12 protein-coding genes are annotated in these 14,417 nt (G+C 68.3%); 4 read left to right on the top strand and 8 right to left on the bottom strand.

Translation table 11 applies throughout. The features are described 5' to 3' along the window. Window positions 1-37: 37 nt before the first annotated feature. Window positions 38-925 carry a 3-methyl-2-oxobutanoate hydroxymethyltransferase gene (panB, locus tag ABTZ94_RS19720; protein ID WP_351202339.1) on the bottom strand — a complete coding sequence of 296 codons (888 nt, stop codon included), beginning with the start codon at window positions 923-925 and terminating at the stop codon, window positions 38-40. Window positions 926-1,142: 217 nt separating this feature from the next. Here panB and ABTZ94_RS19715 point away from each other — a divergent pair, with 217 nt between their 5' ends. Next, the gene (locus ABTZ94_RS19715) at window positions 1,143-1,799 is read left to right on the top strand and encodes a TetR/AcrR family transcriptional regulator (RefSeq protein ID WP_502967271.1); all 657 of its coding nucleotides are present in this window, start codon (window positions 1,143-1,145) and stop codon (window positions 1,797-1,799) included. A gap of 198 nt (window positions 1,800-1,997) precedes the next feature. Continuing rightward, window positions 1,998-3,026, top strand: coding sequence for an endonuclease/exonuclease/phosphatase family protein (locus tag ABTZ94_RS19710; RefSeq protein ID WP_351202337.1), 1,029 nt, complete (start codon window positions 1,998-2,000; stop codon window positions 3,024-3,026). Window positions 3,027-3,254: 228 nt separating this feature from the next. On the opposite strand, the gene ABTZ94_RS19705 is transcribed toward ABTZ94_RS19710, so the two are convergent. From ABTZ94_RS19705 to ABTZ94_RS19685, 5 genes are all read right to left on the bottom strand, one after another. Further along, entirely contained in the window at window positions 3,255-5,009 is a 1,755-nt protein-coding gene (locus tag ABTZ94_RS19705) for an NAD+ synthase (RefSeq protein ID WP_351202336.1), read from the bottom strand. Window positions 5,010-5,086: 77 nt separating this feature from the next. Further along, window positions 5,087-6,766, bottom strand: a complete 1,680-nt coding sequence (locus ABTZ94_RS19700; RefSeq protein ID WP_351202335.1) for a multicopper oxidase family protein — start codon at window positions 6,764-6,766, stop codon at window positions 5,087-5,089. A 377-nt stretch (window positions 6,767-7,143) separates the two neighbouring features. Continuing rightward, window positions 7,144-7,569: a CBS domain-containing protein gene (locus tag ABTZ94_RS19695; RefSeq protein ID WP_351202334.1), complete on the bottom strand. Its 426-nt coding sequence runs from the start codon at window positions 7,567-7,569 to the stop codon at window positions 7,144-7,146. 127 nt (window positions 7,570-7,696) lie between these two features. Continuing rightward, the gene (locus tag ABTZ94_RS19690) at window positions 7,697-8,410 is read right to left on the bottom strand and encodes a DUF305 domain-containing protein (protein WP_351202333.1); all 714 of its coding nucleotides are present in this window, start codon (window positions 8,408-8,410) and stop codon (window positions 7,697-7,699) included. Further along, the gene (locus ABTZ94_RS19685) at window positions 8,407-9,078 is read right to left on the bottom strand and encodes a thioredoxin-like domain-containing protein (protein WP_351202332.1); all 672 of its coding nucleotides are present in this window, start codon (window positions 9,076-9,078) and stop codon (window positions 8,407-8,409) included. Before ABTZ94_RS19685 ends, ABTZ94_RS19690 begins: the two co-directional genes overlap by 4 nt. Window positions 9,079-9,325: 247 nt before the next feature. Between ABTZ94_RS19685 and glnA2 the strand changes: the two genes are divergently transcribed. Next, window positions 9,326-10,687, top strand: a complete 1,362-nt coding sequence (gene glnA2 / locus ABTZ94_RS19680) for a gamma-glutamylpolyamine synthetase GlnA2 (protein ID WP_073735717.1) — start codon at window positions 9,326-9,328, stop codon at window positions 10,685-10,687. Window positions 10,688-10,821: 134 nt separating this feature from the next. Here glnA2 and ABTZ94_RS19675 read toward each other — a convergent pair whose 3' ends face one another. After that, window positions 10,822-11,310, bottom strand: coding sequence for a hypothetical protein (locus ABTZ94_RS19675; RefSeq protein ID WP_351202331.1), 489 nt, complete (start codon window positions 11,308-11,310; stop codon window positions 10,822-10,824). A gap of 755 nt (window positions 11,311-12,065) precedes the next feature. After that, window positions 12,066-12,656, bottom strand: coding sequence for an acyl-CoA-like ligand-binding transcription factor (locus tag ABTZ94_RS19670; protein WP_351202330.1), 591 nt, complete (start codon window positions 12,654-12,656; stop codon window positions 12,066-12,068). A gap of 149 nt (window positions 12,657-12,805) precedes the next feature. Here ABTZ94_RS19670 and ABTZ94_RS19665 point away from each other — a divergent pair, with 149 nt between their 5' ends. Further along, on the top strand, window positions 12,806-14,305 hold the full coding sequence (locus tag ABTZ94_RS19665; RefSeq protein ID WP_351202354.1) for an MDR family MFS transporter: 1,500 nt from the start codon (window positions 12,806-12,808) through the stop codon (window positions 14,303-14,305). The last annotated feature ends 112 nt before the right edge of the window (window positions 14,306-14,417 follow it).

Genomic DNA, 14,417 nt, shown 5'->3' with positions numbered 1-14,417 from the left:
CGGGATCGACCCAAGGGGCTTTCCTGCTGATCAGGCCCTAGTGGAAGGTGTGCTCAGCGGCCGGGAAGCTGCCTTGCGCGACCTCCTCCGCGAACTCCTTCGCCGCGTCACCGAGCACCTTGCGCAGGTTCGCGTACTGCTTGGTGAAGCGCGGCACCTTGCCGCCGGTCAGCCCCACCATGTCGGTGTAGACCAATACCTGGGCATCCGTGTCGGGACCGGCGCCGATGCCGACGGTCGGGATGTGCAGGGTGCGGGTGACCTCGGCAGCCAGCTCGGCCGGTACGAGCTCCAGGACGACGGCGAACGCGCCCGCGTCCTGCACGGCCTTGGCGTCGCGCAGCAGCTGCTGCGCGGCCTCCTCGCCACGGCCCTGCACCCGGTAGCCCATCGCGTTGACGGACTGCGGGGTCAGACCGATGTGGGCCATGACCGGGATACCGGCGTCGACCAGCAGCCGGATCTGCTCGTGGCTGCGCTCACCGCCTTCCAGCTTGACCGCACCGACACCGGACTCCTTGATCAGCCGGGTTGCGTTGCGCAGGGCCTGGACGGGCCCTTCCTGGTACGCCCCGAAGGGCAGGTCGGCGACGATCAGAGCGCGCTTGGTGCCCCGTACGACAGCGGCGGAAAGGATGGCGATCTCGTCCATCGTGACGGGCACGGTGGTCTCGTAACCGAGGTGGCAGTTGCCCATGGAGTCGCCGACGAGCATGACCGGGATACCGGCCTCGTCGAAGACGGACGCGGTCATCGCGTCGTAGGCGGTGAGCATGGGCCACTTCTCGCCGCGCTCGGTGGCGGCGGCGATGTCATGGATGGAGATCCGGCGGGTGCTCTTGCCTCCGTACAGCGCCTTGCTGCTGTCGGTGGGGGCACCCGCGCGGGATGCGGCGGACTTGTTCTGCGCAGCCTGAAGCGACATTGCCAACGGCTCCTTCGTCATCTCGAGGCGCCCTGACGGCGTCCCCGGACCGGTTACATGGTGGCATCCCGCGGCCGTTCACGGGAAGTGGGCGGCCCCGGAGAGCTGAAAAAGCCGCCCTCGGGTTCCGGGCGGCCCCCGGAACCCGAGGGCGGCTCACAGAGGCACCGCCGGCGTCGGCGAGAATCGGAATGGCGGACGGTGCGGCGAGAGGTGGATTCACGTGCAGGCAGAGGCGCAGGTACAGGGCCAAGGCCGCCCGGTTCCGGAGGATCCGGAACCGCGAAGGGGCCGGCCGCGCAGCGCGGCGGCCGAGCGGGCGATCCTGGACGCCGTCGTTGAACTGCTGGAGGCCGGTGAGCCCCTCGCCGGCCTGTCCATCGAGCGGATAGCCCGGACCGCCGGGGTCGGCAAGGCGACCATCTACCGGCGATGGAGCGGCAAGGAGGAGCTCTTCGTCGATGTCCTGCGCGACATCGAGCCCCCGGAACCCACCGTCTCCGGCACCGCCGGACTGGACGACCTGCGGCTGCTGCTGGAGTCACTGCGCAGGCGCGGCCTCGCCCAGCGCTCCTCCGTCCTGCTCCACAACGTCTTCGCACAGATGAAGAGCCACCCCAAGCTGTGGTCCGAATACCACTGCACCGTCATAGCCCCCCGCCGCGCCGCCATGCTGGCCGCCGTGCAGCGGGCGGTCGACGCGGGCGAGCTCCGCGGAGACCTGGACGTGGAGCTGATGGACGACCTGTTCCTGGGGCCCATGCTCGTACGCACCATTCACCGGCCCGACGCACCGCTGCCCGAGAATCTCGCCGCCAGCATCATCCAGGTCCTGACCGAGGGCCTCGCCCCCCGGCCCGCCGCCGACGCCTGACCCCCGTGCCCGCCCGGACCCGCCTGTGTGTGATCGTTCTGTCACAAGTCCTCGCAGGCCCGTCCTGGCAGGAACCCGTCGGACCCCGTCCTTCGTCCTCGAGGCAGTACGGCCGTCGTGGACGGCAGGAAACATGCCGCCCATCGCCTAGGGTCGAGGGCGCGGCGACATGCACGGCAAGGCAGTGAGGACAGCGCGATGGTGCAGGCGTACGGAGCGGACACCGGGAACGACCGTGCGGAGCCGCAGCGCCCCGGGTCCGGATCCCGCTTCCGGGACCTGCGCGACAGATGGACCCCCGACAGGGGCATCTGGCGGCGCGGAATCGTCCTCGCCGTCTGCGCGGTCCTCCTCACCCTCGTGATGGTCCTGCACGCCGAGATCCCGAACGCCATCGGCAACCTGGGCAGCCTCACCGAGACGTTCCTGCCGTGGATCGGCGTGTTCGTCCCGCTGCTGCTGATCCTGGGCCTGGTGCGCCGCTCGGCGACCGCGCTGATCGCCCTGCTGTTGCCGGTCGTGGTCTGGCTCAATCTCTTCGGCGGGCTGATGTTCGACAAGTCGGGCAGTGGCGGCGACCTCACCGTGGCCACCCACAACGTCAACGCCGACAACCCCGACCCCGCGGGCACCGCCCGGCAGGTCGCGGGCTCGGGCGCCGACATCATCGCCCTGGAGGAGCTGCCGAGCGGCCGGGTGGCGGCGTACGAGGCGGCGCTCGCCGACCGCTTCCCGTACCACTCGGTACAGGGGACCGTCGGCCTGTGGAGCAAGTACCCGATGAGCAGCACCCGGCCGGTCGACATCAAGATGGGCTGGACCCGGGCGATGCGTTCCACGGTGACGACACCCAAGGGCGAGGTCGCCGTCTACGTGGCCCATCTGCCGTCCGTACGGGTCAAGCTGCACGCCGGATTCACCGCCAACCAGCGCGACGACAGCGCGGACGCCCTGGGTGAGGCCATCGCCGACGAACGGCTCGGCAAGGTGATCCTGCTCGGTGACCTCAACGGCACGATGAACGACCGCTCGCTCAACGAGGTCACCTCCCAGATGAGGTCCACCCAGGGCGCGGCCGGCGACGGCTTCGGCTTCAGCTGGCCGGCGTCGTTCCCGATGGCACGGATCGACCAGATCATGGTGAAGGGTGTCGAGCCGAAGTCGTCGTGGACGCTCCCGGCCACGGACAGCGACCACCTTCCGATCGCCGCCCGCGTCGCACTGTGACGGACCCGCCCCCAGGCCGTGACCGGCCGTGTTTGCCCCCGTAGCGTGCGTGCTGGGCGGCACGACGGGGCAAAGCTTGCCGGGAGGGGCACTGGCCAGGGGCCCGGACCGGCCGGGGCGCGGGAAGGCTCGGTCTGCCCGTACTGGCGAGGAAGACGACCAGGGGGCCATGGCGATCCAGCCGGGCCGGCCCGCGAGGCTCCCGGCCCGGCGGTCAGCCGTCGGGTCTCACCCCGACTCGCGCCACCGATTGGTGATCGGCAGCCGCCGGTCCTTGCCGAAGCCCTTCGGGGAGATCTTCGTGCCCGGCGGGTACTGCCGCCGCTTGTACTCTGCCGTGTCCACCATCCGCAGCGTCTTCGTCACCAGTGCCTCGTCGAACCCGGCCGCGACGATCTCGTCCAGGCCCTGGTCCCGGTCGACGTACAGCTCCAGGATCCGGTCCAGTACGTCGTAGTCGGGCAGCGAGTCCGTGTCGACCTGTCCCGGCCGCAGCTCGGCGCTGGGCGGCTTGGTGATGGACGCCTCCGGGATCGGCGGGGTCTGCCCGCGCTCCTCGGCGGCCCGGTTGCGCCACTTCGCGAGGCGGAAGATTGACGTCTTGTAGACGTCCTTGATCGGGCCGTACGCCCCGACCGAGTCGCCGTACAGCGTCGAGTAGCCGACCGCCAGCTCGGACTTGTTGCCCGGCGCGAGGACGATCTGGCCCTCCTGGTTGGAGACGGCCATCAGCATCGTGCCGCGCAGCCGGGACTGGAGGTTCTCCTCGGCGAGGCCGATGAGCTCCAGCGAGCCCATGTACGCGTCGAACATCGGCTCGATCGGCACGGTGCGGAAGTGCAGCCCGGTACGGCGGGCCAGCTCGGCCGCGTCGCCCATGGAGTGGTCCGAGGAGTACTTCGACGGCATCGAGATGCCGTACACGTTCTGTGCGCCCAGCGCGTCGCAGGCGATGGCCGCGACCAGCGCCGAGTCGATCCCGCCGGAGAGCCCGATCAGCACACTGCTGAAGCCGTTCTTGGCGGCGTACGCACGCAGGCCCACGACCAGCGCCGAATACAGCTCCTCGTCGTCTTCGAGCCGCTCCGCGTAACCGCCGGTCAGCTCCGCGTCGTACTCGGGGAGGGGCTTCTCGGAGAGCACCAGGCGGTCGATCCGCAGCCCGTCGTTCACGACACCGGACGGCGCCTCGGCCGCGGCGGCCGGCAGGTCCAGGTCGAGGACGACGCTGCCCTCGGCGAACTGCGGGGCGCGGGCGATCACTTCGCCGTTCCGGTCGACGACGATCGAGTCGCCGTCGAAGACCAGCTCGTCCTGGCCGCCGATCATCGCCAGATAAGCGGTGGTGCAGCCGGCCTCCTGGGCCCGCTTGCGGACCAGTTCCAGCCGGGTGTCGTCCTTGTCCCGCTCGTACGGCGAGGCGTTGATCGACAGCAGCAGCCCGGCACCGGCGGCCCGCGCGGCCGGCACCCGGCCGCCGTCCTGCCAGAGGTCCTCGCAGATCGCGAGCGCCACATCGACGCCATGGACCCGCACGACCGGCATCGAGTCACCCGGCACGAAGTACCGGAACTCATCGAAGACGCCGTAGTTGGGGAGGTGGTGCTTGGCGAAGGTCAGCGCGACCTGCCCGCGGTGCAGCACCGCGGCGGCGTTCTGCGGGGCGCCGGCGGGCTGCCCGTAGCGCGGCTGGGCCGTCTCGGAGCGGTCGAGGTAACCGACGACGACCGGCAGCTCCCCGAAGCCCTCCGCGTCGAGACGGGCGGCGAGCGCACGCAGCGCCTGACGCGAGGCCTCGACGAAGGACGACCGCAGGGCCAGGTCCTCGACGGGGTAGCCGGTCAGCATCATCTCGGGGAACGCCACCAGATGGGCGCCCTGTTCGGCGGAGTGCCGGGTCCAGTGGACGATCGCCTCGGCATTGCCGGAGAGATCACCGACGGTCGAGTCGATCTGGTTCAGTGCGAGGCGTAGTTGAGGCACGCGCACCAGTGTAATCGTCTGACTGACGCGATGTCCTGGCGGGCCGCGCAACCGCAAAGCCGCCCGCCAGGAACGGGTCAGTGGCGGTAGCCGAGGATCGTCATCATGCCCACGTCCGAGTGGTAGATGTTGTGGCAGTGGAGCATCCAGAGACCCGGGTTGTCCGCGTCGAACTCCACGGCCAGCGAGCTGTTCGGCCGGATGATCGCGGTGTCCTTGCGCGCCCAGGCCGCCTGGCCCCGATGGGAGGCCTTGCGGCTCGGCCCCGCCTGGCCCACCAGCCCGAACGAGTGTCCGTGCAGATGAATGGGGTGCCACATCTCCGTGACGTTGTAGAACTCCATCCGGACCCGCTCGCCCGCCCGGACCGGATGACGCTGCCCGGGGTCGTACGGCTTGTGGTCGAAGGCCCAGTTGTACGCGCCCATGTTGCCGGTCATCCTGAACCGCAGGGTCCGGTCGGCCTTGCGGACGGACAGCGCCACGGATTCGTCCGGCGACAGGTCGTGCGCCTCCACCAGCTCTCCGTCCAGCTCCTTCGGCCGTACGGAGGCGGTGGGCGCCGCGCCCTGTCCGGTACGCAGCAGGGCCAGCGCCGACGCCTTCTTGCCCTCGGCGAGCGCGGTCAGCGGGAACACCCCGTCCCCGGCGGTGACCACCACGTCGTACCGCTCGCCCATGCCCAGCAGCAGGGCGTCCGTCGTGGTGTGCCGGACCGGGTAGCCGTCGGTGTGGGTGACCGTCATGCGGTGGCCGCCGAGCGCGACACGGAAAGCGGTGTCGCCGCCCGCGTTGATGATGCGCAGCCGGATCCGGTCGCCGGGCTTGGCCGTGAAGGAGGTGGGGGCTTTCGGGATGCGGCCGTTGATCAGGTAGTACGGGTAGGCGACGTCGCCGCCGTGGCTGTCGAGGAGTTCGCTGAAGGAGTCCTTCGTCATCCGTGAGGGACCTGAGCGGCCCTTGGCGGACTTGGGGGAGCCCCCGTGCCCGGCGTGGCTCGAATCGCTCTTGCCGCCATGGCCCGACCCGCCGTGGTCCATGCCGCCCCTGCCCCCGCTGAGCTCGTAGAGCACCCCGTCCGGTGTGGAGCCGTCCACCCCGTCGACCCAGTCGTCGAGGACGACGACCCACTCCTTGTCGTACTTGAGGGGCTCCTTGGGGTCGTCGACGATCAGGGGCGCGTACAGACCGCGGTCCTGCTGGACGCCCGTGTGCGGATGGAACCAGTACGTTCCCGGGTGCGGCACCTTGAAGCGGTACGCGTATTCGGCGCCCTGCTTGATGGGCGGCTGGGTCAGGTCGGGTACGCCGTCCATGTTGTTGCGCACATTGAGCCCGTGCCAGTGCAGGCTGGTCGTCGCCGGAAGGTGGTTGGCGAGGGTGAGCGCCAGGGTGTCGCCGACCGCGACCCGGAGTTCCTTGCCGGGCAGCCGGGCTCCGTACGCCCAGGAGCTGACGACGAGCCCGCCGCCCAGATCGAGGCGGGACGGGGTGGCGGTGAGGTTGATCTTGTGTACGGGGCCGGAGCCACGCTTGGCCTCGGCCGCGGCGACCTCCTCCCCGTCGGGGGAGACGTACTCGCCCCTGGGCTTCCCTTGGGGGGCGGTCCCGTGGTTCGCACCGCCATGGCTCGCGCCGCCGGCCTTCGTGCCGCTGCGGCCCGTGTCGGATTCGCCGGAGCAGGCGGCCAGGACTGCCGTACCGGCAGTGGCGACAGCGGCGCCGAGCGCGGCGCGTCGGGTGGGGGGAGTGCGCATGGCGGAAGTACCTCGGGGTGTTGTCGGTATTTCGGTCTGCTGGGGGAGGGGGAGGCACCCCTCCTATATGCACAGCACCGACAACGATGCGAGATGGGCCCGGCCCGGCCGGGAAACCGGCCCTGCGGCCTGCGACACCCGCGCCACGACTCCCCTGGGGAGGTGGGCGATCCCGATGAGCAGCGCAACGGAAAGCAATAACTGTCCGTATGTCGTGCATCTACTCAGGGTCATGTCGAGCACCCTACCCTTGCCCCGTCCGTACCGCGCGCGGAAACGTATCACCGCAGCAATGGAGGGCACGGCGGTGCGGACGCTCAGCGGCCCGATACCCCGCGAGCGGTACCGAGCCATTGAGCCGTGTGTTCGCGAGATGGTCAGCTGCGGGCGTAGACCTTCTCCACCCAGCCGGCGATCTGTTCGTCGGAGAGGTGCTGCGCCAGATCGGCCTCGCTGATCATGCCGATCAGCTTCTTGTTCTCGACGACCGGAAGCCGGCGGATCCGATGGGTCTGCATCTCCTCCAGAACCATCTCCACGCCCGCCTTCGAGTCGATCCAGCGAGGGGTGCCGTGGGCGAGGTCGCCCGCGGTCATCTTCGACGGATCGTGTCCCTTCGCCACACAGCCGATCACGATGTCGCGGTCCGTGAGGATGCCGATCATCCGGTCCTGTTCGCCGTGGGCCGAGATGGGCAGCGCGCCCACTTTGTGGTCACGCATCAGCTGCGCGGCACGGTCGAGTGTCTCGTGCGCGGGGATCCATGTGGCCCCGGTGTGCATGATGTCCTTGGCGGTGGTCATGAGGGATTCCTCCTGCGTGCCGGTGGGCATGCTGTACGACCCCGAGCGAACCCATTGTCATGGGCCCGTTCGGGGCACGCGACCGCTATCACCTGTTCGGGTGCATATGTGGCTCGGAGGGAATCATTCAGGACCGGGGCCCGGCCCCTCGCGCCGCCAGCATCCGGGCCATCGTGTCCAGCTCGGACTGCTGGGCCTCGACCATTCCCTGGGCCAGCCGCTTCTCCACCTTCACCGCGCACAGCCGCGCACAGCCGCGGGCCATGTCGATGCCGCCCCTGTGGTGGTCGGTCATCAGCTGGAGGTACAGGGTTTCGGCCTTCCTGCCGCTCGCCCCGCGGAGCCGGTTCAGCTCGCTCCTGGTGGTCATACCGGGCATGAGGGAGCCGTCATGGGCCCGGTATCCCGCCCCCATACTTGCCATCCCGTCCATGCCGTCCCTCGTGTGTCCCTCGTGCCCCGCCGCCATCCAGGCCATCGGCCCCTGTCCGGCGGCGGCCTTCGGCAGCTCCCACAGATCGAGCCAGCCGAGCATCATGCCCCGCTGGTTGGCCTGCGTATTGGCGATGTCGTACGCGAGACGGCGTACCTCCTCGTTCTCCGTACGGTCACGCACGATGAAGGACATCTCGACGGCCTGCTGATGGTGGATTGCCATGTCGCGGGCGAAACCGGCGTCCGCCGAGTCCACCGCGGGTGTGCGTGGGGCGCGGGCGGCGGCTGGGTCCGCACCGTCGTCCCGGGCGGAGGCGACCGTCGCCACCCCCGCGAACAGCAGCGCGAGCACGACGGCGGAGCCCGCCACCCACTGGATGCGCCGGTCGCGTTTCGCCGCGGTCACTGGGCCCCCATTCCGCCCGTGCACGCCGCACCGGGCTCGGGCGTCTGCGGCCCCTGGACGAACTCGGCGAAGAACTGGTCGACCCGCCGGTCATCGGCGCTGTCCACCGTCACCTGATTGCCCCAGGCACTCAGCATGATCGTCCCGGCCTGGCCCTCGTACGGGCTCATCAGCGAGTACGGCGTCCTGCCGACCCGCTCGGCGAGCTTCGCCACATCGGCGTCCGAGGCCTTGCCCGTGTACGTCACCCACACCGATCCGTGCTCCAGCGAGTGCACGGCGTTCATGTCGGGGATCGACCTTTTGTACACCTCGCCGTCGCAGTTCATCCACACGGGGCTGTGGTCACCGCCGACCGGGGGCTTCATCGGGTACGTCACGGGCTCGGTGACGTGGTGGCGGGTCAGCTTCTCCCACGTCCTCAGCCCTTCGATCGGCTCGGCGGCGAGCTTCTTCTGCCCCGCCGCGGACACCTTGGCGTCCTTTGCCTGAACGGCCTGTTTCTTCTCCGCCGCCTCGGACTTGTCCAGCACCAGGTACGAGCCGAAACCGACCAGGCCCGTGACGACGAGGACGCTCAGGCCTATGGCCAGGACACGGCTGCGGCGCTCCCGCGCGCGGTCGGTGGTGCTCATCTGCTCCATGCGGGTCCTGCGGTCGAAGCTCATGTCGTCAGGTCCTTCTGCGAAGGGGGTGGGGTGGGACAATAAGCGGGTCGGTGGAACCGGTGCGTGCCGGACGGTAGCGAGGCTGCTCCGCCCCGTGCTCACCATGGGCGCCGATCGTAGTGGGTGGCCGGGTGCTCCAGCTCACGTCGTGTGCGTAATCTGGGTGAAATCCCGGGTCGTGATACTGGAGCTTCTCCCCTACCCCGGGCGGTGGTGCACAGACCGTCTGAACTGCAAGGATGTGGCTATGGACAAGCAGCAGGAATTCGTCCTCAGAACGCTTGAGGAGCGCGACATCCGCTTCGTACGGCTGTGGTTCACCGATGTCCTCGGCTACCTCAAGTCCGTTGCCGTGGCCCCCGCCGAGCTGGAGCAGGCGTTCGACGAGGGCATCGGCTTCGACGGCTCGGCCATCGAGGGCTTCGCCCGGGTGTATGAGTCCGACATGATCGCCAAGCCGGACCCGGGTACGTTCCAGATCCTGCCGTGGCGCGCGGAGGCTCCCGGCACGGCCCGGATGTTCTGCGACATCCTGATGCCCGACGGCTCGCCGTCCTTCGCGGACCCGCGTTATGTCCTCAAGCGCATCCTCGCCAAGACCTCCGACCTGGGCTTCACCTTCTACACCCACCCGGAGATCGAGTTCTTCTTGCTGAAGGACAAGCCGGTCGACGGCAGCCGCCCCACCCCCGCCGACAGTTCCGGCTACTTCGACCACACCCCGCAGAACGTCGGCATGGACTTCCGCCGCCAGGCGATCACCATGCTCGAATCCATGGGCATCTCGGTCGAGTTCAGCCACCACGAGGGCGCCCCGGGCCAGCAGGAGATCGACCTGCGGTACGCGGACGCGCTCTCCACTGCCGACAACATCATGACCTTCCGTCTGGTGATGAAGCAGGTCGCGCTGGAGCAGGGCGTGCAGGCGACGTTCATGCCGAAGCCGTTCTCCGAGTACCCCGGCTCCGGCATGCACACCCACCTCTCCCTCTTCGAGGGCGACCGCAACGCCTTCTACGAGTCGGGCGCCGAGTACCAGCTGTCCAAGGTCGGCCGCTCCTTCATCGCCGGTCTGCTCACCCACGCCGCGGAGATCTCCGCCGTGACGAACCAGTGGGTCAACTCCTACAAGCGCATCTGGGGCGGCTCCTCCCGTGCCGCGGGCGCCGGCGGCGAGGCACCCTCGTACATCTGCTGGGGCCACAACAACCGCTCCGCGCTCATCCGCGTCCCGATGTACAAGCCCGGCAAGACCGGCTCCGCCCGCGTCGAGGTCCGCTCCATCGACTCCGGCGCCAACCCGTACCTGACGTACGCGGTGCTGCTCGCCGCAGGCCTCAAGGGCATAGAGGAGGGCTACGAACTCCCGGCCGGCGCCGACGACGACGTCTGGGCGCTGTCCGACGCGGAGCGCCGCGCGATGGGCATCGAGCCCCTGCCGCAGAACCTCGGCGAGGCGATCTCGCTGATGGAGAAGAGCGAACTGGTCGCCGAGACGCTGGGCGAGCACGTCTTCGACTTCTTCCTGCGCAACAAGAAGCAGGAGTGGGAGGAGTACCGCAGCGAGGTCACGGCCTTCGAGCTGAAGAACCTGCTGCCGGTGCTGTAGGCGCAGTTCGGACGGGGCGAAGCCTCGAAGTGACACCGGGCCGGAGGCTGACTGCCGCTGGCCCGGAGCCGTCCCGCTCCAAGCGTGTGTTGGTGATGGCGGCGACGGGGAGAAGGCTCCCGGCCTCGACCAGGTCAGAACAGTGGAGGCGTCGCCCTGAAGTCCTCACCACCGTAGAGCGACTCGTATTGAATCTCGATCACCAGACGTCGGGTGATGAGATCCCAGAACCAGCCGTGTTGGTTTTCAGCGAACTCGTCAAGATGCAACAAGAAGGTGGACTGCCCAGCGAGGACCGCAGCACCCGGGCGCAGGGAGTGAGCCTTGGGCCGCACAGGCAGCGGTGCTAGGACACGTTCTTGCGTGTGATAGTTCCATTGGCCGACGTATTCTCCGTCCAAGTGCACCACAGAGCTCGTCACGACGGCTGGCCCAAGTCCGGCGTTGATGACCAGAAGCCCGGCCTCATGCCCTTCGCGCTCCTTGACGCGTCGCATCACAAGCAAGGGCCTCACGGTCTGGCGGTTATGTAACCGTGTGGCCCTGGTCTGCGTATAGCTGACCCAGAGTGAACCCAGCGCGATGGTCGTTGCGGCCGTAGCAATGATCGTGTCCGAGTCCACCTGTCTGCCCCCCATGTAACGCTCCGAGACCGAACGTGATCTTCCCGCTGCGCCGCCGGTCGTAGTCGTTCCACGAGCAGCCGACACTGCTGGTCCAACTACCCGTTGCTGACCGGTGCCAACATGAGGGAGGCCCCGTAGCCCGACTTCGTCCAGCCTGTCGCTGACACCCGTGACATCCACAACTGACATCAACGAGGCTGGACAACGACGGGGGTTCCGGGCCGGAGGCAGCGTGTCTCCGGCCCGGAGTCCGTGCGGTCCGGCGGGTCTGGCGAATGTGCTGGTGACGGTGTAGGTGCCGTCCTGAAGCTGGACGCCCTGGGCGTGAACTGGCAGCGAATCCACGGAGTTTCTTTACCGAGGGCCGCTAAAGTCGCGGTATGGGAGGACTGGACGTCAAGCTGCGCCTGAAGCCGTGCAAGTAATGCAAACGGCCGATCAAGCAACGCAGTTGGTGGCGGCCGAAGCGGTACTGCAATCGCTGGCACCACGTGAAATACGGGGTGACGAACCTTGTCGCGAACGTGCTGGACAGCTTCTAGTGCAGCACCAGGCAACGTTCGTAGTGGTGACGAAATCGTCCTGCTTTCGGTAAGCCCTCCGGCACACCGGGCCAACGCTGCGAGTGCCGCCCACCTTCTGTGCCAGAGCGGTGAGATCGGAAACGGTCAGCAGACCGCTCGACACCCCGGTCCAGGCGGCCACCCCATAGCCGCTGGTCAGGCCAACGCCATGTCGCGTCCCCGCCCGGCTCAGTCGAACCGGCAGGCCATCTCGTCCAGAATCTCGTCGATCACCTCGGCGGGCTCCCGGGCCAGATCCTCCTCGATCCACATGCGCATGGCGATCCGCAGCGAGGACAGGAACGCCGCCGCCAGGACCAGGGGCCGGACCGACTTCTCCGACGGGCCCTGGCGGACCGCCACGGCCTCGGCCAAGTCCCTTTCCAGAGCTGCGTGATTGGCGAGTTGCCGGGCCAGCAGTGAAGGGTGCCGCATCGCCAGCCTGGTGCGCAGGGCCCACGCGCGCTCCGGTGGTGAAACCCGTTCGGCGAACTGCGTCATGGCCGCCCGCAGCGCCGCCCACGCGCTCTCCTCGGCGGGCCTCTCGCGCACGGTGCGTACGAGATCCCTGATCTGCTGCTCCTCCCCGTACAGGAGGGCGTCCTCCTTGCCCGTGAAGTAGTTGGAGAACGTTCTGCGGGAGATCCCGGCCGCGTCCGCGACGGCCTCCACCGTGACGTGGTCGAAGCCGTGCTCGACGGTGAGCCGCAAGGTCGCCTCGTGCACGGCCTGCCTGGTGGCTTCCTTCTTGCGTTCCCGCAGTCCCACAGAGCTCTCCATGGGTTCATTATCTCCACATCGGGAATAATTGCACGATGGGCAAAATTGCTCATTGCGCATGTATGGTGAAGCCTTTCCTGCTCCTGATCGAACCCTTCCGGAGGTTGCGCGTGAGCGCACAAACGGCTGCGCCGACCGAAGTCGCGCCGATGGATCACCGTCATGTGCTGCGTGCGCTGAGCGGGCTGCTGATCGTGCTGTTCGTGGCGATGATCAGCAGCACGGTGGTCTCGGTGGCACTGCCGAAGATCATCGGCTCGCTCAACGGCACCCAGTCGCAGTACACCTGGGTCGTCACCGCGTCCCTGCTGGCCTCCACGGCCTCCACTCCGATCTGGGGCAAGCTCGCCGACCTGTTCAGCAAGAAGCTGCTGCTCCAGATATCCATCGGCATCTTCGTGATCGCGTCGGTCGCCTGTGGATTCGCCCAGTCCACCGGGCAGTTGATCGCCTTCCGCGCCGTTCAGGGTCTCGGCATGGGCGCTCTCCAGGTGCTGGTCCAGGTCATCATCGCCGCGATGATCAGCCCCAAGGAACGCGGCCGGTACAACGGTTACCTCGGCGGTGTCATGGCCGTCGCCACCGTCGGCGGACCGCTGCTGGGCGGCTTCATCACCGACACGTCGTGGCTCGGCTGGCGCTGGTGCTTCTTCATCGCCGTACCGTTCACACTGATCGCCCTCGTGATGCTCACCCGCACCCTGCACCTTGCCGAGGTCCGCCGCCCGGAGACGAAGGTCGACTACCTGGGTGCCTCGCTGATCGCCGGCGGCGTCAGCCTGCTGCTGCTCTGGGTCACCTTCGTAGGCAACGACTTCGACTGGCTGTCCTGGCAGACCCTCGTCATGGTCGGCGTCAGCGCCCTGATCCTGATCGCGGCCGTCGTGGTCGAGAACCGGGTCGACGAGCCGGTCGTCCCGCTCCACGTCGTACGCCGCCGCGACCCCGCTCTCGCCATCGTCGCGAGCCTCGCGGTCGGCATGGCGATGTTCGGCGGCGCGGTCTTCCTCGGTCAGTACTTCCAGATCGGCCGCGGCTACTCACCGACCGAGGCCGGACTCCTCACCATCCCGCTGATGTTCGGCGTGCTGGTCTCCTCCACCGTTGCCGGACGTCTGGTCTCCAGGACCGGCAAGGTGAAGCCGTACATCATCACCGGCATCGTCGTCCTCACCCTGGGCTTCCTGGGGCTGTCCACCATCGACCACGAGACCTCACTGATCCTCGTCTCGATCGGCATGCTCGCCGTCGGCGCGGGTGTCGGCATGTCGATGCAGAATCTGGTTCTCGTCCTCCAGAACACCGTCCCGCTCGGCGAACTCGGCGCGGCCAGCGGTGCGATCACCTTCTTCCGCTCGCTCGGCGGCACGATCGGTGTCTCGGTGCTGGGGGCGGTGCTCGCCAACCAGGTCGCCACGAAGATCACCCATGGCCTGGCGAAGCTCGGCGTCGACCCTGCGGCCTCGTCATCCGGCGGCGCCACCCTGAACATCGACGCGATGCCGCCGCAGATCCAGGAGGTGGTGCGCGCCGCCTACGGTGACGCGACCGGCACCATCTTCCTGATCTCGGCGGGCATCGCGGTGATCGGTGTGATCGCCGCGCTGTTCCTGACGCCGACGAAGCTGCGCGACAGCGTGGACCTTTGACATCCTCGCCGCCCTGAAGGACTCCGTTGGGAAATCCGCAAAGCGGCGGTCTTGATCGCGGTTCAGGCGGCGAGTTCGAGGCGGGCCAGGTGAGAGGTCCTGGTTCCGCCGA

The organism is Streptomyces sp. NPDC002785, from assembly GCF_040295565.1.
In the GTDB taxonomy this organism is placed as follows: domain Bacteria; phylum Actinomycetota; class Actinomycetes; order Streptomycetales; family Streptomycetaceae; genus Streptomyces.
This window is presented reverse-complemented; position numbering and strand designations above follow the sequence as displayed.